This window comes from Pontixanthobacter sp., assembly GCF_049682855.1.
Lineage (GTDB): Bacteria > Pseudomonadota > Alphaproteobacteria > Sphingomonadales > Sphingomonadaceae > Pontixanthobacter.
Window position 1 is genome coordinate 1 of record NZ_JBAUIK010000013.1, and the last position, 20,386, is coordinate 20,386.

The following is a 20,386-nucleotide window of genomic DNA, read 5'->3' on the forward strand; positions in this document are numbered from 1 at the left end:
CAGCGCTCAAGGCTGCTGACATAGGTCCGGTCGATCTGTGCGCGATGGGCAAGTTCTTCCTGCGACAGGCCGACCGCTTTTCGATAGCGGCGCAAATTGGCAGCAAAGGTCTCGCGCAGGGTCATGCTGGCGAGAGAGCGGGATTGCAGAGTATTTAACCACGGAGTATACTCTGAATAAAAGTAGGTATTTGCTGATTTCGCGAAAAGCTTTGAAACTCAGCGGCTTTTGCCGTGCGCCCCGTTAGCCTCGACTGGAATATCGCATTGCCTGTTTGGGGATAAGCGGCATAGCTAAGAGTGGCGAAGGATTTCGTGCTAGAAGCGAGCCCGAAAGCAAGCGAGTCGAAACCGAGCTGACCATGACTGAGACCCCTGCCTTCCAGGACGTTCCGCCGCAGTCCGAGCACGTCACGGACTATGATGAAGCGCATTTCGTCACCTATCTGCGCCTGCTTGATGCCGCTGCGGAAGGCGCGGATTGGCGCGGAGTGGTCCGACTTGTGTTTGGCCTCGATCCCGCTGACGATCCAGACGCAGCGCGCGCGATGCACGCGGCGCATCTCGAGCGCGCACGATGGATGGCGCGTAGTGGCTACAGGCAATTGATCGCGAAGGATTAATTGCGAGCCAATTTCGACTTTGTGCAATTCTAGGTAATTTCACGCGTCCACTTGTGCCGCCGCGAAGAGCAGCAATGAGAAGATTCGGATACTTCCCGATTCTTCAATTCTCTCAAACGTTTCAGTCTGGCCAAGCTGCCCTCTGCCAAAGGAGGTCGCAATGTCGGGAGAAGGCTCCTGGCGCTCAGCCGACTATGCCGAGCGCTTCAAGACCCATGACCATGCGGATTTCGCGCAGGAATTCCTGCGCCGCAACCCCGTCTATGTCCGCGATTACGCCAAAGCAGAACAGCGCGCCGCTGCCGATCCGGCAAAGGCACAGGAAGAAAGGGAGGGCCTGGCTCGGCGATGGGGCCTGAGCTTTCCCCTGCGATCCGAGCAAGTCGGCGAAGGATGAACCGGCGCATTGGTCGCCCGAGGTGCTTGGCACCACTATCATCCAGACGGGAGCCGAACCTGCTGAACGCTTGCTCTCGGACCTTCCCTGCAATGCGGTTCATAGCTGTGCATGTTCGGACGGACTGCACTATGTTCTGACCAGCATTTTTGGCCGCTATCGGCTGTGGCAAGCGGATCTGGCAGTCGGTCTTTCACCCGCCTTCCTTATCCCAGACGACGCGCTTGCCTCCTTGCGATCCGAGGCCCTTTATCGCTTTCAGCTCGCCTGCTCAGGTCGCCAGGCGGCGCTTCAAACTTCCAATATCTCGCCAAGCGAGTACCAGCGCCGCAGGCTGGTCAACATGCTGGCGATGCTCGATGCGCGCGAAGCCGGTGCCACCATCCGCGAGCTTGCCTTCACTCTCGCCTATCCCAGTTCGCGACTTCTTAGAGGCGCTGAATGGAAGGCCTCAGGCGAAAAGCGCCATGTACTGCGTCTGCTGCAATCAGCACTGAAATTGCGCGGCGGCGGCTACCGCACCTTTCACGGATTTGATCGCTCCATCTGACGGGGGTGTCAGCTTTGGCCACCTCCCTTTGGTCACTCCCTCCGCCGCGCCGCCCTGCGCCATCTCACTCCGCAACCAGCAGCTCTGCGCTGCAGCAACCTGTCTCAAGCGGAGATATTCCATGGACGCCGTTCCCGCCCCCATCCGCCCCCGCTATCTGCGTACACCCGATGCCGCCGTGCATCTCGGGCTTTCGCCGCGCACACTCGAAAAGCATCGCTGCTTTGGTACTGGCCCGGTCTATCGCAAGCTCGGTGGGCGGATCGTCTACCGGCTCGACGATCTCGACAACTGGGCCGAGCAGGGCCTACGCCGCTCAACCAGCGATCCGGGCAAGGGCGTGGTCCACCCCGCCAAGCGGATAGACGGTTATTCCGGTCCCGTCCGGCGCTGAAGGTCAGGCTAATGCCCACCCGCCAAACTTTTGCCCCGTCCCTCTCCAGCGCGGCGCAGCAACTCGACCTGTTCGTCGGGGCCGGAGGCGATATCGCGGCGCGCGATGCGCAGGACCTGATGGCCTGGCCTTTCTTCAGTCTCGCCAAGTCGAAGCGCGTCAAACCGATCGATTTTCGTATGGGCGAGGTCGCGATCCTCGTCGAAGCCACCGCCGAACACGGCATGGCGACCATCTGGGATGCCGATGTGCTGATCTGGGTGGCGAGCCAGATCGTTGAGGCGCGCGATGCCGGGAGACCCACCTCGCGGCTGATTGCTGCCACGCCGCATGAAATCCTTGCCTTCACACGGCGCGGGACCGGCAAGGCGGGCTATGACCGGTTGAAGGCGGCGCTCGACCGGCTGCAATCAACCACCGTTGCCACCTCGATCCGACAACTTGGCGCACGCCGCCGTCACCGTTTCTCCTGGATCAACGAATGGCGCGAGCGCCTCGATGGCAATGGCCGCGCGCTTGGGATCGAGATGATTGTGCCCGACTGGTTCTATGAAGGCGTGCTTGACCGGGCGCTCGTGCTTACCATCGACCCGGCCTATTTCCAGCTGACCGGCGGGCTCGAACGATGGCTCTACCGCATCGTGCGCAAGCATGGCGGCAGACAGAAGGGCGGGTGGAGCTTTGATATTGCGCACCTCCACCTCAAGTCCGGGGCGCTCTCGCCGCTGAAGCGATTCGCGTTCGAGATGCGCGATATCGTCAAGCGCCAACCGCTGCCGGGCTACAAACTGACGCTCGAGCATCAGCTGGGCCGCGAGCGACTGAATTTCGTAGCTCTGCCCGTCGATCCTTTCGATGCCGCCATGCGGCGGATCGGCATGACCCCTGTGGACAAGTCAGTATGATGTTCGGACTATTAGGAACCCACGCGCTCGGTCGATCAGGAACCGAAAGTTCGGACTATCGGGAACCGGAATCGAGCCCAAACCCGCAGAAATGCTGGGCTGCTGCGCCCCTTAACTATCCTAACAAGGAATCTTCCAGATTCCTGCTAACGGCGCGGCGCCTGTGCACAGAGGGCGCGGCGGAGCCTCCCTCTACCAATCAGTGCATTCAGAATGGCAATCCGCCGCTCACTCATGTCACGCTGGTGTGGCAGCAAGGCGTGCGCGAAGACTGGCTGCGCTTTGGCAAGCCGGTTGCCGAACGCATTCTGGATCGCCGCACCCGCATTGAGAGCTATGCGCCGGGTCAGGTGTTCGCTTTGGTTCGCTGGGCCTCCAATGATTACGGCACCGTTCGTTCAACGCTCGATATCGTGCGCGCAGTCGCCAGTGGCGAAGCCTTCATCACCGTGCCGCAAGTCAACCCTGGCGGTGAAATCCTCCTGTCGGTTCGAGGCTGGCGGAAGGTTCGCCAGACCTTTGAACTGATCGACGCCATCGAACAGGCGGGCCACGATCCGTGCGAAGTCGCACCCGATCACTGGCGGCATATGCACAACAGGCTGGCAGCGGGAATGCTGCCGCGCTGCTATGCAAAGAGCCGCCACCGTGCATGGCTGCGTCGCCGGAAACTGCAATCATGAAGCGGCGAACGATCCTTCTGGCAGGCACAGTTGCGGCGGCGGCATTGCTCAGTGCTGCTCTGCCCATGTCGCGAATTCTCCTCTGGAATGCGACCGCCAGCGTGCCGACCGGGCTCTACCATATTCGCGGGAAAGCCAGTCTCCATGTCGGCGAGCGGGTGGCCATCGATCCGCCGCCTAGGCTGCGCACCTATCTCGCTGAGCGCGGCTATCTACCCACCGGTGTCCCGCTGCTGAAGGAGGTCGCGGCGCTGCGCGGTGAAACCGTTTGCCGCCGTGGCCTCGTCATAACGATCAATGGCAAACCGGCGGGCGAGGCGCGTGCGCTCGACAGCCGGGCGCGCCCGCTACCTGACTGGCAGGGCTGCCGCACCATCGGCGCTGATCAAATTTTCGTCATGAACAGGAGCGCGCCCGGCAGCTTTGACGGGCGCTACTTTGGGCCGATTGCGCGCGCCCAGGTGATCGGACGCGCAAACCCTGTCTGGACCGACGAAGCGGGCAACGGCGAGCATGTCTGGTTCGCACGTCCGCATTTGACCCCAATCCCCAACACCAACCCCAACGACAACAAGGAGACCAAACCATGACATGTATCGGCACATTCACCGCGCGCGCCGATGGCTTCGAAGGACGTCTGCAAACGCTGACGATCGACAGCGCCTTGACCATTGTCCCTGCCGAGCCCGGCGAAGCCGAAAACGCGCCGGAATACCGCATCATGGCTGGCGAGGGCGATACCGCCTTCGAGGTCGGAGCAGGCTGGAAGCGCGTTGGCGACAAGGCGGGCGCTTACGTCGCGGTTTTGATTGATGATCCGACGCTCGTGCAACCGCTGCGCGCGAATCTGTTCCAGTCGGACCCGCGCACCCATGTGCTGATGTGGTCGCGCCCCTCGCGCCGCGAAGCGAAGGACTGAGCGATGCGCAACCATCCACTGGCTTTAGCCGGCTTGGTTGCACTGGCCTTCGCCTTCCCGACTGCCGTTTATGCGCAGTCCGGTTCAGCCGGTTCGCAAGCACAGCGCATCGATATCGAGGTCCATGTGCGCGAAGCTGCACAGCGCTTCGGTATTCCTGAGCACTGGATCTATGCGGTAATCCGCATCGAAAGCGCGGGCCGGACGCGCGCCGTGTCATCCGCCGGGGCCATGGGTCTGATGCAACTGATGCCCGGAACCTGGGCGCGCCAGCGCGACCGGTTTGCGCTCGGCAGCGATCCCTTCGATCCGCGTGACAACATCATGGCAGGAACATCTTACCTGCGGGAAATGTATGATCGCCATGGCGCACCGGGTTTCCTTGCGGCCTATAATGCTGGACCGGGACGGTATGAGGCATGGCGTGCAGGACGGCGTTCGCTCCCGCTCGAAACGCGTCGGTATGTCGCCAAGATTGTGCCCATGCTGCAGGCGGAACGCATTTTCGTTGCACCGGCCCAGCCACCGATGAGCGAAGCGTTGCCCGCATTTACTGCCCAAACGGCTACACCATTAATCCCAGCAGAAGCCAACGAACAGCAAGCTCCGACCAATCCGTTCGCGCGTGCCGATCAGCCTTCGCACGACCTCTTCGCACCTGTCTCCACAGTCAGCGATCAATGATACCCGCAATCATGCTCTCGCGCCCGGCTTCGTCCTTTGGCGAAGCTTGGGGATGTATGGTGGGAAGCGTCAGAAAGGGGAAAGGAGGATGGCGAGATAAAAGCACCGCCGTCGGCCGGGGTGCAGGTGGTTGGTTCTATTGGGCATTATGCGCCGTCTTTACATATGCCCTGCCGTCGCTCTTGGCGAATTCTCTCACAATTTCAACGGCCCATGCGCCGTCGCCGGGCTCCCTCCCACATGGCCGATGACGACTTCGACATCCGCCCGGGCCGCTCTCGGGACAGCGGAGCGGGCGCCTACCGCAAGGCCAACACGCTGGTCGGCCGCGTGCTCCAGGTCTCGCGCCGAGCAGGCTACACACCGCTTGGGCGAAGCAGGTCCGGCCGCGGCACTGGCCATCTCGGGCGCGGCAAGCGCGCTGCGCTTCAGCGCCGTCGCACTGCCTTCCAGCGGCGCGTCGTCATCAAAGCGCGCGTTGTCCGCCATAGAGGCACGTCGTTTCGTTCCGCACCGCTCGCGCGCCATATCGCCTATCTCGAACGTGACGGTGTCACCCGTGACGGATCGGACGGTCAGATGTTCGATGCCGGGCCCGACCAAGCCGACGGCGAAGCCTTTGCCGGGCGCTGCGAGGAGGACCGGCACCACTTCCGTTTCATCGTGTCGCCTGAGGATGCCAGCGAGATGGCGGATCTGCGAGCTTTCACCCGTGAGATGATGGAGGATATGGCAAGCGATCTGGATATTGACCCTGACATTGGGCTCGACTGGGTCGCGGTCGATCACTGGAACACCGACAATCCGCATATCCATGTGCTCGTCCGGGGCGTTGCGAGCGATGGCAAGGACCTCGTTATCGATCGCGCCTATATCAGCGAGGGCCTGCGCGCCCGCGCCGAGGAGCGCGTGACGGTGGAACTCGGCCCGCGCAGTGAGCGCGATATTCAAAACGCGCTTCGGCGAGATGTCGACGCCGAACGCTGGACTTCGCTCGACCGCCGATTGCAACGGCAACGGGACGATCTTGGCGTGGTCGATCTGCGCCCCGAGGCAGCAGGGACGCGCAAGGATCGCAGTCTGCTGCTAGGCCGTGCGCAGACACTCGAACGCATGGGTCTGGCCCAGCGTGTCGGTCCGGCCAGCTGGACGCTGGCAGCCGATATCGAGCCGACCTTGCGCGAACTGGGTGATCGCGGCGACATCATCAAGACCATACACCGCGTCATGACCGGCCACGGTCTGACCATCGATCCCGAGCGCATCGCCCTGCATGGACGAACCGGTGGCGAGCGTGTCATCGGCAGGCTGGTCGAACGCGGGTTACACGATGAACTGACCGGCGAGGCCTATGCGATCGTCGATAGCGTGGATGGCCGCACACATCATCTGCGTCTTCCAGGCATCGAGCGGACCACTGACGCTGCGCCGGGGGCGATCGTCGAGGCCAGCAGCTGGACCGATCGCAAAGGGCGGCAGCAGACAAGCCTGCTGGTCCGGTCCGACCTTTCCATCGACACGCAAATCCATGCACGCGGCGCGACATGGCTCGACCGGCAGCTGGTATCGCCGCGACCCGCAACACTGTCGGGCGGATTCGGTTCGGAGGTTCGCGATGCACTAGACCAGCGGACGGAGGTCTTGAGAGATGAAGGTCTTGCCAAGCGTCAGGGGAAGCGCATCGTCTTTGCGCGCGGTCTGCTCGGTACGCTGCGGGACCGCGAACTGGCCGACGCAGGCAAGGCCTTGACCGCACGCCACGGTGGTATCGCTCAGTCCGTCAATGCCGGCGACCATGTAGCTGGTATCTACCGCGAGCGGGTTACGCTCGCGTCTGGCCGCTTCGCCATGATTGACAATGGCATGGGCTTCCAGCTCGTCCCCTGGCGGCAGGATCTTGAACGGCATCTGGGGCAGGCCGTGACCGGCAGGATCAACCAGCGCGGCGGCGTCGACTGGAGCTTTGCCCGCTCGCGCGGCCCAGCAATCTGAGGAGGTAGGCCAATGACACAAATCTTGACAAAAGCACCACATGATGCTTATCTACGCATCAGGAGAAGCGATTTGGCGAGTGTAGCTTTTGAACAAGTCGAAGCCCCGCGCGGACTTCAAACCTTTGCGGGCGATGATGGCCGTCGCCGCCTGACCGGCGCGGCGGTGAAAGCCGTGCTTCGGCTTGTAGGGGCCTGGGGAAGCAGCAACGCCGAAGGCGCTGCGCTGCTCGGCGTGTCGGAAAGCACCTGGGACCGGATGAAGGCGGGGACCTGGGAAGGCACACTCAGTCAGGACCAACTGACCCGCGCTTCGGCGCTGATCGGTCTTTTCAAGGGACTGCACCTGCTCTTCGCCAACGACATGGCCGATCGCTGGCCGAAGCTTGCAAACAAGGCGCCTGTGTTCGACCGCTTGTCACCCGTGCAAGCAATGATCAATGGCGGCATCCCGCGCATGTTGGAGACCCGGCAATATATCGACGCGCTTCGTGGGGGGCTCTGAGCGGCAGGCCGCCCCGCCACCGGCCAGCCTTCCGACAATACGTGAAGCTTTCGAGCGGACCATCAGGCTCGTGCCAAGCGCGCGTTTGCGCGAAGCGGTCATGTCGGCTCTTGTCGACGATGACGACGACCTTGCCTTGTTGGCTGAGATCGAGGGCGCGACGAGCGGGAGGCTGATTGCTGAAGAACGAGGGCTTGGCGGGCTGACCGCCGATGAGCTGGTTCACGGCGTGCCGCATGCCAAGTTCATCAATGCCAGCTTCGCCTATGCCAAGCCGCGCGAGCCGGGTCGCTTTAATCCCGCCGATCGCGGTGCCTGGTATGCTGCGCTGGTTATCGAGACCTGCATCGCCGAAGTCGGCCATCACCTGACTAAGGCGCTCGCCGATGCGGGCGATTTCAATGCAATTGTCGAATATGGCGAGATGGTCGCCAGCATGTCGGGCGTGTTCATCGACCTGCGGGGCCTTCCCGATCATCCCAGCCTCGATCCCGATGCTGCGAGGGGCTATCCAGCGGGCAATGCTCTGGCGGCGCAGGCGCGCGGCGAAGGGCATAATGGGATCATCTATCCCTCGGTTCGCCACGAGGGCGGAACCTGCATTGCCGCACTCTGGCCCAATGTCGTGCAATCGGTCGTGCAGGGAGCGATGTACCGTCTGACATGGTCCGGCGAACCCGAGTTCGCCTGCGAAGCCATCTAGCCGCCCGTTTCTTTGCCTTCGCCAGACTGCGCTTCCCAAGCGCAGCGCTTGATATGCAGACCTCGTTGGGCCTCCTGCCTCCCGAAAGGAGGCACCATGTCGGCAACCAAAATCCTGTGGGGCCAGATCCTCGCGGTCTTCGCCCTGACGCTGGCAGGCATCTGGGCCAGCACGCAATGGACAGCGACAGCGCTTGGCTTCCAGCCCGAGCTGGGGCCTGCTTGGTTTGAGGCCTTCGGCGTGCCCGTCTATCCGCCCTATGCGATCTTCTGGTGGTGGTTCAGCTTTGAGGCCTATGCGCCGCGCATCTTCGAAACTGGCGGCATGATCGCAGCCTCAGGCGGTCTCGCCTCGGTGGTCGTGGCGATCGCCATGTCGGTCTGGCGCGCCCGCGAGATCAGGAACAGCGCCACCTATGGCTCGGCGCGCTGGGCAACCCGGTCCGAGATTACGAGAGCAGGTCTTCTCGCGGGCAAAGGCGTCGTCATCGGACAGCACGCCAATCTCTATTTGCGCCATGACGGTCCCGAACATGTTCTGTGCTTTGCGCCGACCCGCAGCGGCAAGGGGGTGGGACTGGTCATCCCTACGCTGCTGACCTGGCCGCATTCTGCGATTGTCCACGACATCAAGGGAGAGAACTGGGACCTGACAGCGGGCTTTCGCTCGCAATTCAGCCGCGTGCTGCTGTTCGATCCGACCAATGAGGCCTCGGCAGCCTACAACCCGCTGATGGAAGTACGGCGCGGAATCAATGAGGTGCGCGATGTCCAGAATATCGCCGATGTGCTTGTCGATCCCGAAGGATCGCTTGAGCGCCGCAACCATTGGGAAAAGACCAGCCATGCGCTGCTGGTCGGGGCTATCCTGTATGTGCTCTATGCCGAAGCCGAGAAGACCCTGGCAGGCGTCGCAGCTTTCCTGTCCGACCCCAAACGCTCGATTGAATCAACACTCGCTGCCATGATGATGACCCCGCATCTCGGTGAGGAAGGCGTGCATCCGGTCGTCGCCAGCGCAGCTCGCGAACTCCTCAACAAGTCGGAAAATGAACGTTCGGGGGTTCTCTCAACTGCCATGTCCTTCCTTGGCCTCTACCGCGACCCAGTCATCGCCAAAGTCACAAGGCAATGCGACTGGCGCATCGCCGATCTTGTCGACGTCAAACGCCCGGTCACGCTGTACCTTGTCGTGCCGCCATCCGACATCAGCCGGACCAAGCCGCTCATTCGTCTGATCCTCAATCAGCTCGGGCGGCGACTGACTGAGGATCTTTCTGACGGCGCTCAGCGGCAGCGCCTGCTCCTGATGCTCGACGAGTTCCCCGCACTTGGCCGCCTCGACTTCTTCGAGAGCGCGCTCGCCTTCATGGCAGGCTATGGCATCAAGGCCTTTCTGATCGCGCAATCCTTGAACCAGATCGAAAAAGCTTACGGCCAGAACAACGCGATCCTCGACAATTGCCATGTGCGAGTCTGTTTCGCGACCAATGATGAACGCACCGCCAAGCGCGTCTCGGAATCGCTCGGCACCGCCACTGAAATGCGGGCGATGAAGAACTATGCCGGGCACCGGTTGTCGCCTTGGCTCGGCCATCTGATGGTCTCGCGCTCCGAGACCGCGCGGGCACTGCTGACGCAGGGTGAGATAATGCAACTGCCCGATACCGATGAGATCGTGATGCTGGCCGGTGCCCATCCGATCCGTGCGAAGAAAGCGCGCTACTATGCCGATCCGCGGCTCAAGAAGCGGATCGAAGCGCCACCGACCGCGCAGCAGAGCGATAACAAGGGCGCAGTCGGTGACTGGGAAGGCAGAATTGCGAAAGCTGTGCATCGGAAGGACAGCCCTGTCAGCAAGCCCGAGTGGCAGGAGGATGAAGCCGAAGGCGGGATTCGGCGTGAGCCGGAATTGCCTGAGCACGAAGACATCGCGCCAGCACCTGTACCTGTGCGCAATGAATTTGATTTTGAGGACAGGAACGATGCTGACATTGCGAGTACCAATCGCAGGATGGCGGAACAGATGCGCGCTAATGCCCGGCGCGCGGCGCTTGATCCGAATGACGGGATCGAACTTTGAGCAAGGGCAATCGGATCAAGCATACTTTTCGGTTGCCTCCAGACCTCTCGCGGCAACTGGCAGACTACGCCGGGCGCAAGCGGGTGTCCCAAGCATCGGTGGTGGAGGCGGCGGTTGCATCATTCCTATCACCGGACGGATCGGAACAAATGGAAGCTGCGTTCAGTCGGCGTCTGGATCGTATTTCGCGGCAGTTGGACAAGCTCGACTATCATGTCGAAGTGGGGAATGAAGCTATTGCACTCTTTGTCCGCTTCTGGCTCGGCGTAACCCCCTCGATGCCGGACGATGAGCCAGATTCGGCTAAGGCTGCTGGTGAACAACGGTTCGGAAATTTCGTTGAAGCGTTGGCTCGGCGCGTTGAGCAAGGTCAACGACTCTCGAGCTTCGTCGATGACAAAGTCCGCTAAGCGCCCCAATATGGACGTTCGGCAAGGGGTTGCGTGAGCCCAAGACCTGACGTGAGTTCAGATAAGTGGCTATGGCAATTTCGCGTGCCCGTACTAGTGATTTCACTCCAATGCTTTTGAGCCCAGAGACGTCCGTCGCCGCTGCCCGCTCTAACGAGTGCACCCACACTTCATTATGACAGAAATCATGGTTAGGTCTGCTTGGACCAGTTCTTTTTCAGACTTTCGGTGAACGCTTTGTCTTTGGCTGTGCTGTCCTCCGCGCCGTCCTTGTCAAACTGAGCTATCAACCAATCAAAAGCTTTTTGCATCTTTGCATCATCAAGTTTGTCGACATTGAGAGCATCAATCTTGCCTGTCTTTTTACCCGCTAGCTCCCACACAAGGATCATCATTAAGTGGTAGCGCAGGTTGTTACGATAGACCGCATCCGTTGACGCCCGAATCTTCGATATGAACGCATCAACCTTTCGTTCGAGTTTGGCTGCGTTGACGTACTCGTCAAAATTGATCGAGACCGGGAAAACTTTGTCGTAGTTATCCTGATTTTTCAGGAAAGTCCCTGGACGACCGCGCGCTTCATGGGGAACCTGCATACGCATCGCCATTACTGATTGTCCCAATCTGGCGACGTCGATGATGCTGGACGCTGGCTTACCTCGGTTCTTGTAAAAATTCTTCCGTCGCTCGTAGAAGATACCCTTTGCGCGTAGATACTCTTCGATGTCCTTCTGCTGAGCATCAGTTGCCTTTAGAGCCAGGGGCTTCAAGGACGTTTGTGAATTTGTAGCTTTGATTATCCGCTCTTGAATATCAGGGTCCGAGACTTGAACCACACGAACCAGGAGGGAGCGTTCATCGTCGTCGTTCCCTTCAATTACGTCTCTCTTCTCGAAGATCACATTCGACGTTTGCAGACCGTTTACAATCATCGGATTCTCAATCACGAGCTCTGGAGATTGGACCGAGATTTCGGGAGCGATGATCGTGATACCATTATTAAACCACCAAAAATCTTCTTTCTCGTGATATTGGTCAATCGTGCTTGCCATCTCTGCATTCACTGTTTTGCGATCACCTTCGTAATCGCGGACATTGAATTCAAAAAGCTGCTGCAACAGATCGCCATCTTCACAGATGAATTTTAGATAGTTTTTTAGTGGAACGAGAGTGACATGCGAGCGATGAGCGGCGCTGATCGTGCCACCGCCTATCGGTTTAAGAACACGTTTTATTTTCGGCGCAGCAATGGACAATTTATGTAGGCGCTGCACGCCGTAGAATTGGAAATTCACTCTAGCGTCAGGGTATTGCTGGTGGCATTTTGCGACGAGCTTATCTGCAAGTGACTGCGCTTCGTCAGTTGGAGCGCCGCCGCGTGAAGCATACGCGATATCGATGGCCAGCTCGAAGTCTTTGGTCCCGTAACGCCGTATGGCTGCGCGATATAGCTTTAGTTTTTGAAGGAGATCGCTGTTGAAGTGTAGCGCTAGCTTCTGCTTGTCTGGGGTGAGGCTGAGGATGTCATCTATGTGTTGATAGAATTTATCAATCACCGCTTCTTTGGTAGCCGCTTCATGCTTAGCTTGAAGGAAAATAAGATGAATTTTGATGCCCGATGTTAGGGGCAAAAAATCGTCCTCATCTTGAATAAGAGTCCCGTTTATCAGGAGATAGAAGGCATCAATTCCGCCGTCTTTCTCTCCGCCGACGATGCCGTTTTGAACCTCCTCGTAGCTCCAACCAAGATTCCGATGGATGATGTTGCTGCTAAAAATCTCAAACTGCTGACCTAAGTCCAAGCCTGTTGGAAGAAGAGGTTTCTCTTCGTCAAACTTTTGGTCCAGCAATGTGAGAAGGTTAGATGCCAAACTCATCTCCGCTTGATCGCAGTGAATTTTGATGACTTAACTTCTCGGCCATCCCGCTGAATCGTAGTTTTTCGCATTAAGTCCGCACCCTTCATCTGTGCTTCAATCTCGACGACATTTTGTTCAGCAGGAGAACCGCCAAAGCAATTGTAAAATGCTTTGAGGATTTCAACGCTCTCTACGCTCCGTGCCGCAGGCTTTGGGTTGTTTCGAGGGCTGGGTACTGTTCCAGGAAATGCGTAAAGGCATGGTGGCGGAAGCTTATGCGCTCCAAGCTCGGTCACGCATTCTGGCTGTTCTGCAACCTTGGGGCATGGGCGGGCGATAGTATTGCAGATCCAATCCCAAACGATCAGGCCGTCATGCCGTTTACCAAGATCAACGATGTCCGCTCCCATACGGGTGTGAATACCAGACCAGACCCCTTTACGAAGATTGGACGTCTTGTTCTGACAAAGGCTCCAGGTCACGAACTCCTCAGCATGGGCCGGGCGGTCTGAAATGTTCGTGTTGTTGCCGTCCAAGCAGCCCTTTAATTCAACAACCGCGATTTTCCCGGACTTGAGCGTAATTGTAAGGTCGTGCCGATTTGCGGCGCCAGCCTCTTCCCAATCCTCGATAAATCCTTTGTCCTGCATGTGGTTAAGCACAAGTGCAACGAACTGCTTTTTGGGTGCCATGGTTGCTGATTTTTGGCCTCGAGCGCGCTCAATCGCGCCTTCAAACAATCCGCTCTCGTAGAATTCTTCTTCCGAAAGGCCATGCGAACCTATTTTGTGAGCCTCAGTTTTGAGTTCCTCAACGTAAGTCTCGATCTGTTTCTTAATATTGGGGTTTGGCTCACATGGAGTAACATCATTCATGCAAACTCACTCTCGTCCATTACCGCTGCTGAGTGCTGCAATACTGGTTCGAAGATATTCTTGGCAATATACCTTACAATCGGGACCGCAACGCCATCTCCAGTTAGGTGATATGCCTCATTATATGCTTTAGGCAATATGTAGCTATCGGGAAGGCCCATCAACCTAGCCGTTTCTCTTGTCGAGATTAGACGGGATCGTATGCGGTCGCCCTCAATCAGCATGATCAGTTGCCGACTAGAACCTCCAGCGGGAGTTCTAAGGCAACCAGCGACGTTGTCGAATCTAATTTCAGCCCGTTGAACTTTGATGCCGTGCTCGTAGCGCGTCCGTTTGTAAATTCCGCCAACCATGGGGATGCCTGCCGCCTTTGCAGTTTCCACTTTGGCCAGATTAACTTCGCTCATCATTGAGAGAAGTTCAGTGGTCTGCGCTTTCGAGTGCCACTTCGTACTTGTTGGCTCCTCTTCGATAATATCGATAAAGTTCAAGTTACGTTTGGCAGGCGACGGCATATTCCACCAGAGCCAATTGGACTGCAAATCCTCGGGCAACCTATCATATGCCTTGTGAAGCGCTCTAGTATGCCAAGGTGCTTGAGGGCCATCATCGTTTACCTCCGGTGGCAGGTCGATGGCATCGTCAATTGCCACAAAAAACAAGCGCGGACGGGATTGCGGAATGAATAGCGATGCATCGGCGACAAAAGCACCGAAACGATATCCAAGCTTAGAAAGAGCCTCACATATCGAAACGAAGTCACCGCCCTTGTGAGACGTAAGAGTGCCTAGTACATTTTCGAGGCATATGATCCTGGGTTTGCGCCCCTCATCGGCCAGAGCCTGCATGTGATGGATAAATGGCCAAAACGTTCCCGATCGATTGCCCTTTAGACCCGCTCCGCCGCCAGCCAATGATAAATCTTGGCACGGGAATGACCCCCAGACGAGATCAGCAACGCCCGGCATTTCTTCTGGAGCAATGTTGCGGATATCATCCGCGATTAATTCATCTCCGCCCCAATTTGCCTGATAAGATACGGCTTTTTTGCGGTCAAAATCATTTGCGAACAGACACTCCCACTGCTCGCCAAGGCCGGCCCGCGCCATGCCCCCGCCTGCAAAGAATTCAAAAAAGGTATGTTTTTCCGTCTGCTTCATTTCAGTATGTACTAACATCCTCACGGAACGGATCAAGAACACATTTGTGCGATGCGCGCTAAGGCATGATGCTGTGATTGGCTACGCACGTCAACGAGAGGTACGCAACATGCGAGCCTACCGCTTCCCCATTCAGTCGCGCAACTGTTCCACACTATTTTTCCGATAGCAGACTGTCAGTTAACGGCCCAACTCTCGCCGGTCCGGAATGCGCCCCAATATCGGCCATTGAAGCTCCGCCGTTGGCTGACCGATAGTGGACATTCCTGGCATTCCCGATGGAGGCGAGCTATCCTTGATCGACATCGTCGAAGATAGATCTCATCGTTCCAGAGGGTGGAGGGGGCGGCGGAGCCGATTTTTGCGTGACGATATGAGTCCAGTCCGTTGAATCATCTTCCTCGTCACGCTCTCGCTTTCGTTCTTCCAGACTTTCGATTGAGCTATCGATCTGGTTTCGAGCTTCGTCGATGAGATCGGTACCGCCATCATCCAGACCGATATTCTCCATCAGTTTCAAGGCAGCTGAGATCTTCTGAAAGTGATCAGCTGGATCCTCATCCAGATCCGCATCGCTCGTGACAGCCTCAATGCGCTCTTCAAGCTTCGGCAGCGTCTCGCTCCTCAGGGCAAGGCCCAGCTCCACCAAGCGCATCGGCGGGATGAGATGCAGCATGTCCTCATCATCAAAGAAAGAAAGATCCATCTCACGAAGAGCAGAATCCTCCAAGCGTAGCGCGGCTGTTTCGCGAAGCTGGTCGGAAAGAAGCCCTAGTCTGAGCGCACGCGCATGAACATTCAACTTGGGATCGTTTCCAATGGTGGAACTCACCCAACTTTGCCGTTCGAGCAACTCCGGCTGTTGGCGCACCAAGTGCGCAAAGACATTATCATTGGCTCGAAATGCAAGAAAATGAAACAACTGCCAATTGCGGGCAAGTTCGTCCGGCGTGCGGTCAAGACGCTGAACCAACGCTTCGTCTAAAAATTCTGGAACTATGAGCGCATCCCTAATGCCGGTCGCGCCTTCACAAATGAACCCGGTCAGGATCGTTTCAATTGTTGCGCCCCTTAACAGCGCCGCCATCATATGCGGCTTCTGACGCAGGATTTCGGTCAATGCATCTGCAATTGTTGGGTGTGAGAAGGTCCACTCATTGCCTGATCGTTTGATGAAGGAACCCTCGAGATCGGCAAACCCATCCTGCAGTCGCGCCAGACTAATTGAGGTAAGATCAACGACTGCCCGGGTTGCGTCGGAATTCTGGGCTCCCGGATCAAATCGACCTTCATGGACGTAGATCAAAACCAATGCGGCCAGGAGTGCTTCATCGAGGGCACTGAGTGTGTCGATCAGGTGCTCGTAGGGTTCTTCCATAAACTGGACCAGCGAAGTTTCGCGCGGTGCCAGGCCCTTAGTGAAATTAGGATCACCCAAGCGCTCGGCTATGCCTGGCAGAAATGTCGGCACAGCTGCGACCGCCGGCAAATGCGGTTTCACGCTGGTCTTCCAGCTTTGGCTTTGATTGCCGAAATTTATATGATTGTAGAGGATCTGCGAGCGCTCTTCCAACGTCAATTCACCGACGTCGACCACGGCAGCTCCGCTGCCGAACGGCGCCAGATTGCGCGGTCCCAGCCTGCGTTTGGCGGCCTCGTAAATATGTTTTCGGGAGGTCAACAGGAAACGATTACCGTGCGCAATCGCGGCCTTGACCTTTGTGAAAGTCGAAGCCCAATCCTGGACATAGTCCTCTCGTACAACATTTGAACCAAACGCATCGTCGATCCAGAAGAAGCGACCGGGATCATTCGGATTCCAGCCAGACTCAAAATCACGCGGACTGGTCAGTGCAAGAACGGTGCTGTCAGGGTTCTCCGATGCCATCGTAGAGATGATTGCGCCAATGGCGGACTTTCCGCTCGCCGGGTTGCCTAGCAGCAGCACAATGCCATGTTCGTTTATGATATTGACGGCCTGACGGTGCGCTTTTGTCGGTACATATGTGCGAAGCTTCGGAATCCAGCTGTCGAGCAGAGCACGGCTCTGCTGACCCATCCTCTCGTCGATGATCGCAGTCAGGTCTCCCAGACCATAGACCTGCGGGACGAGCGCGCGCAGTCGTGCGCTGCTCCTAATGACCCGGACGATGTATTGGCGGCCCAGGATGTGCGGCTTTCGCACGCCAAGTTCGCGCAGCTTGGCCCGCATGTGGGCCGCAACTGGCGCATCCACACTCATGTTGGTCATGAAGACGTAGGTGTCCGCCTGGCCGGCTTTAACGAGTTCCTCGACATTACCGATCTCAGTGGAGAGGTCGCCGACCTTGAGCGCCTTCGCGGCATCAGAGGTGTGCTTGCACTGGACCGTGCCGATGAATTGCTCATTGCTTAGCGAAGGGATCAAAAATACCGCGTCCTGACCGCCGTCCTGCGCCTCGCGAAATATTTCCACCGGTCGGCCCAGAACCACTTCGCAAACTTGAGAGCAGAGATCCTGGAAGGCGCGCCAACCGATCGTATGAAGCGCAAGGTCGCTCCACGGGCCATGCGCGCAACGCACATTCGTTACCGCAAGTTCGGTTGGACCGGGCTCGATTGTCACGGGGCCACCGCGCAATAGCTGATACTTAGTCGCGATATTTCATGCACTCGCATCATGTAACCTACGCTTCGGCCGCAGTTACTTCCGCCATAGGCGGCTTAAACGCGAACTGGGTCTCGCATTTATCATGCGCACACACCGGCTTTTTAAGGCCGAACGGCCGCTGATACTTGGTGCGACCGCACATGCATTCGAACTGCTGGCGGAACGCTTTAAACTCTTCCCACCGCGTCTGCTCGTCCCCAATCGAGCCGTCGCCGTAGGGGGCGTCCTGAAAGTGGCTTCCGAAATTCTCAATATCGCCCTTGATAAGGCTGGTGATGAAGCGGTTGTTCACGCCCGGCACATCAGCGGGAGTCAGCTTGAGGTCGCCAAGGAAGCCACCGATTGCCGAGGCCAGCTCAGCGCGTTCGTAGGAATAGGCCTTTTCGAGCTGTCGGATGCGGACATTGACGCCGAACCCGCGGGCGATGCCCAGCAGCCATTCCTCCTCCGCTTGACGCATCTCGTTGGCGGCGGATTCTCCATTGGCCCAGCGATCGGCGATCATCTCATCGGTGACCTTGTGGTCGGCGAAGCGGGGCCCATAAGCCGGATCAAGTCCGATGATGCGGGTGAACTGCCAGTCCTTCGCTGCTAGCTGGTCCTTCAAATGATTGAAGAAACGTTCGTCATGCGTGGCGAGGATGATCTGGCAGTCCGTGAACATCTTCGCGAGCAGTGCACCGATCGCGCGGCGATGATCAGCGTCATATGATGTGACGACATCGTCCAGCGCAATCACCGGTGCGGCACTATTGAACTTCTTGATCGCCGCGAGGCGCAGCGCGAGCGCGACCGAATGGATCTGCGAGTCGCTGAGATAGCCGCCCGGCGCGACGCTTTGACGATTGTCCGCGAAATCGATCACTAGCTGCATGCGCTGCTGGTTAGTGTCGTCCTCTCCAGGCAGTTCAAGTCGGATCGGCATTGCCTTGGCGCCTTGGATCTCCTTGTAGATGTCGTTCATCGGTGCCTGAAGCGTGTCGAGGAGCGACTGGACCTTCTCCCGGATTTTGCCCGAGACAAGCGTGGCCTGCGCTACGAGTGCTTCGTGCAGCGTGGTCAACTGCTCGGTGGTACGGTTTGCCAGCGCCACATCCTTTTGGAGTTTAAGCAGCCGGTCGATGCTGGCCTTAACCTTGACCCAAGTATGCTCGCCCTGCTTCGCCTCGATGTCCGCAATCTCATGATCAAGGTCGGAGAGGCGGGTCTCCAACTCAGCGACGATTGCGGCAGAATCGGGCGGGTCAACGGCCGGCCATCCGCCAACACCGGTTTGGTAGGCGATGAGCGCGGTCTTGAATCCGCCATCATCGTCATCGGACAAATGCTCGATCATCGCCGGAAGACGAGCTACTAGCCGATTGTGCGCCTGATTGGCAGCGGTTTCCGCATTGTCCAGTGCGGTCTTCGCGTCGTTGTAGCTTTGCAAATCTTCGAGGTGGCTCGTCAGAAGGTCGCGGATGGCGGGCACGCTTCCGGCGGCCGTGTCACCGATCGCCGTGGCGCATACCGGGCATGCGTCCGGCGCGGTCGCGTCGTCGCCAAACAGTTTCTCGGCTTCCTTCCACACTGATCGGAAGACCGTGCCCGCCGCCTTGTCGCGCTCAACGACCTCAGCTGCCTTCGCGTCGGCGAGCGCAGACAGCGCCTTATCGAACGCTTCGATGGCGCCCGAATACTCGGCGTCGCCGCCATCCTCGGGGACGATCTTTTGCCACAGCGCGATAAGCGAATTGCGAATCTGTTTTAGGCCGGCGAGACCGAGCCGCTTTTCCTCCGCCTCGACACGATTGCCGACCTCGATATAACCGTCGTCCTCCGCGGAGAACACTGCGAGCGTAAGCTTGGGATCGAGCGGAGAGATGACGCTCGTGTTGACGAAACTGAGCACGGTCGCGTCATCCCAAGCCTGAACAGCCTGTGCGGTCTCCGTCCGCAAAAGGCCGGCAAGGCGAACCTGTTCGGTGTTACTTTCGGCCGCAGCCTTCACGTCGCGGCGCAAAAGACGAAGGTTTTTCTGCACTTCCACCAGTGGTGAAAGCTGCAGCCAGCTGGCCACGTCGCTGTAGCGATTCTCGGGACTATGCGTCTCCACGAAGGTGCGCAGCGTATAGCCGCGGATGATCGGCGAGACTACGAACCCAGCTTTCATCGCGGTCGCGGCCGGATGGATCGGGCGAAGATTGCCGGTGGCGGTACGACTGCCCTGTACCGTCTTCTTGCCTGTGATCGTGGTGAACTTGGCCATTGGCGCGATGCCCGCCGCCTGCGCGCCATTGTGCGCGAGAGCGGGCGGTCCCGCCTGGTTGTTCAAAGTGCGCTGCCCGAGGCGTTCGAGCGTGCCATGTTCGGAGAAAAGAAACTCAAGTGAGTCGATGACGCTCGATTTGCCGAGGCCGTTGGGCGCGAAGATCGCGAGGCACGGCTTTTTGCTGAGGTCGAATGTCTTGGGTTGGAGATAGGCGCGAAAGCCTTCGAGCGTCAGCGAGCTAAACAGCGTCGGATCAGCCATCGGCCTGCTCCTCGACCGGCGCGGCGCGCTTCGTCGCGAGCGCGACTATCGCGGCCTTGGCATTCGCTACGGCATTAGCATGCGGCGTAACCGTCAACAGGTGATCGGACAGGATGCCGGCGAGATCGGCGTCGACATCGTCCGACGTTTTGAGGGTCTCAGAGAGGGTCGTGAGGAACTTTTCGGGCGTATCCGTCTGTTCCACCTGTGGCACGGCCAGTGCCGCGAACATTTCGGGGGTCGCCGCTTCTTCCGATGCCCCCATTTCTTCCTGTCCCATAATTCCCCCTATTGTCGGCCCTCTTCCTAGAACCATCGCCAGTGACTTCGTGGCAATGCCGCCAATATCAGGTGGCTGGGCAGCGTAACTGCAGACGCTAATTATTAGCCTTCACTCAAAGTGAAACCAGAGAGCGAAGGCGTCAATGGTCGATGTTGATTTAGTAGCCCTCTCCTTGCCTAATTGAACGAATTGGGTCGAAGCA

The 20,386-nt window shown here is 58.4% G+C and carries 21 protein-coding genes; 14 read left to right on the forward strand and 7 right to left on the reverse strand.

The window, feature by feature from the left end; translation table 11 throughout:
* Positions 1 to 125, reverse strand: a 125-nt coding sequence (locus WA922_RS08475; RefSeq protein WP_424771431.1) for a helix-turn-helix domain-containing protein, incomplete at its 3' end; no start/stop codon positions are given.
* 236 nt (positions 126 to 361) lie between these two features.
* Between WA922_RS08475 and WA922_RS08480 the strand changes: the two genes are divergently transcribed.
* The 14 genes from WA922_RS08480 (at position 362) to WA922_RS08545 (ending at position 10,845) form a co-directional block, all read left to right on the forward strand.
* Positions 362 to 622, forward strand: coding sequence for a DNA -binding domain-containing protein (locus WA922_RS08480; protein WP_424771266.1), 261 nt, complete (start codon positions 362 to 364; stop codon positions 620 to 622).
* Between the two features lie 160 nt (positions 623 to 782).
* The gene (locus WA922_RS08485; RefSeq protein WP_424771267.1) at positions 783 to 1,019 is read left to right on the forward strand and encodes a transcriptional regulator domain-containing protein; all 237 of its coding nucleotides are present in this window, start codon (positions 783 to 785) and stop codon (positions 1,017 to 1,019) included.
* 22 nt (positions 1,020 to 1,041) lie between these two features.
* Entirely contained in the window at positions 1,042 to 1,569 is a 528-nt protein-coding gene (locus tag WA922_RS08490) for a DUF2285 domain-containing protein (protein WP_424771268.1), read from the forward strand.
* Between the two features lie 121 nt (positions 1,570 to 1,690).
* Entirely contained in the window at positions 1,691 to 1,963 is a 273-nt protein-coding gene (locus WA922_RS08495; RefSeq protein WP_424771269.1) for a helix-turn-helix transcriptional regulator, read from the forward strand.
* Positions 1,964 to 1,974: 11 nt separating this feature from the next.
* Entirely contained in the window at positions 1,975 to 2,868 is an 894-nt protein-coding gene (locus tag WA922_RS08500; RefSeq protein ID WP_424771270.1) for a replication initiator protein A, read from the forward strand.
* Positions 2,869 to 3,128: 260 nt separating this feature from the next.
* Entirely contained in the window at positions 3,129 to 3,551 is a 423-nt protein-coding gene (locus WA922_RS08505; protein ID WP_424771271.1) for a DUF2840 domain-containing protein, read from the forward strand.
* Entirely contained in the window at positions 3,521 to 4,141 is a 621-nt protein-coding gene (gene traF / locus WA922_RS08510; protein WP_424771272.1) for a conjugative transfer signal peptidase TraF, read from the forward strand. Before WA922_RS08505 ends, traF begins: the two co-directional genes overlap by 31 nt.
* Positions 4,138 to 4,470: a DUF736 domain-containing protein gene (locus WA922_RS08515; protein WP_424771273.1), complete on the forward strand. Its 333-nt coding sequence runs from the start codon at positions 4,138 to 4,140 to the stop codon at positions 4,468 to 4,470. The genes traF and WA922_RS08515 overlap by 4 nt, the downstream gene beginning before the upstream one ends.
* A gap of 3 nt (positions 4,471 to 4,473) precedes the next feature.
* Positions 4,474 to 5,154: a lytic transglycosylase domain-containing protein gene (locus WA922_RS08520; protein WP_424771274.1), complete on the forward strand. Its 681-nt coding sequence runs from the start codon at positions 4,474 to 4,476 to the stop codon at positions 5,152 to 5,154.
* A 240-nt stretch (positions 5,155 to 5,394) separates the two neighbouring features.
* The gene (locus WA922_RS08525; RefSeq protein WP_424771275.1) at positions 5,395 to 7,146 is read left to right on the forward strand and encodes a relaxase/mobilization nuclease domain-containing protein; all 1,752 of its coding nucleotides are present in this window, start codon (positions 5,395 to 5,397) and stop codon (positions 7,144 to 7,146) included.
* A gap of 12 nt (positions 7,147 to 7,158) precedes the next feature.
* Positions 7,159 to 7,650, forward strand: coding sequence for an antitoxin Xre-like helix-turn-helix domain-containing protein (locus WA922_RS08530; protein WP_424771276.1), 492 nt, complete (start codon positions 7,159 to 7,161; stop codon positions 7,648 to 7,650).
* Positions 7,637 to 8,353: an RES family NAD+ phosphorylase gene (locus tag WA922_RS08535; protein WP_424771277.1), complete on the forward strand. Its 717-nt coding sequence runs from the start codon at positions 7,637 to 7,639 to the stop codon at positions 8,351 to 8,353. The genes WA922_RS08530 and WA922_RS08535 overlap by 14 nt, the downstream gene beginning before the upstream one ends.
* A 96-nt stretch (positions 8,354 to 8,449) precedes the next feature.
* A complete protein-coding gene (locus WA922_RS08540) occupies positions 8,450 to 10,435 on the forward strand; it encodes a conjugal transfer protein TraG (protein WP_424771278.1) in 1,986 nt (661 codons plus the stop codon).
* Positions 10,432 to 10,845: a CopG family transcriptional regulator gene (locus tag WA922_RS08545; RefSeq protein WP_424771279.1), complete on the forward strand. Its 414-nt coding sequence runs from the start codon at positions 10,432 to 10,434 to the stop codon at positions 10,843 to 10,845. Before WA922_RS08540 ends, WA922_RS08545 begins: the two co-directional genes overlap by 4 nt.
* Positions 10,846 to 11,036: 191 nt before the next feature.
* Here the strand turns inward: WA922_RS08545 and WA922_RS08550 are convergent, their stop codons facing one another.
* From WA922_RS08550 to WA922_RS08575, 6 genes are all read right to left on the reverse strand, one after another.
* Positions 11,037 to 12,722, reverse strand: coding sequence for an AIPR family protein (locus WA922_RS08550; RefSeq protein ID WP_424771280.1), 1,686 nt, complete (start codon positions 12,720 to 12,722; stop codon positions 11,037 to 11,039).
* Positions 12,719 to 13,579: a hypothetical protein gene (locus WA922_RS08555; protein ID WP_424771281.1), complete on the reverse strand. Its 861-nt coding sequence runs from the start codon at positions 13,577 to 13,579 to the stop codon at positions 12,719 to 12,721. The genes WA922_RS08550 and WA922_RS08555 overlap by 4 nt, the downstream gene beginning before the upstream one ends.
* Complete coding sequence (locus WA922_RS08560) at positions 13,576 to 14,757, reverse strand: DNA cytosine methyltransferase (RefSeq protein WP_424771282.1); 1,182 nt, start codon at positions 14,755 to 14,757, stop codon at positions 13,576 to 13,578. Before WA922_RS08560 ends, WA922_RS08555 begins: the two co-directional genes overlap by 4 nt.
* Before the next feature lie 271 nt (positions 14,758 to 15,028).
* Positions 15,029 to 17,344, reverse strand: a complete 2,316-nt coding sequence (locus WA922_RS08565; RefSeq protein ID WP_424771283.1) for a hypothetical protein — start codon at positions 17,342 to 17,344, stop codon at positions 15,029 to 15,031.
* A gap of 61 nt (positions 17,345 to 17,405) precedes the next feature.
* A complete protein-coding gene (locus WA922_RS08570) occupies positions 17,406 to 19,901 on the reverse strand; it encodes an AAA family ATPase (protein WP_424771284.1) in 2,496 nt (831 codons plus the stop codon).
* A complete protein-coding gene (locus tag WA922_RS08575) occupies positions 19,894 to 20,181 on the reverse strand; it encodes a hypothetical protein (RefSeq protein WP_424771285.1) in 288 nt (95 codons plus the stop codon). Before WA922_RS08575 ends, WA922_RS08570 begins: the two co-directional genes overlap by 8 nt.
* Positions 20,182 to 20,386: the final 205 nt, after the last annotated feature.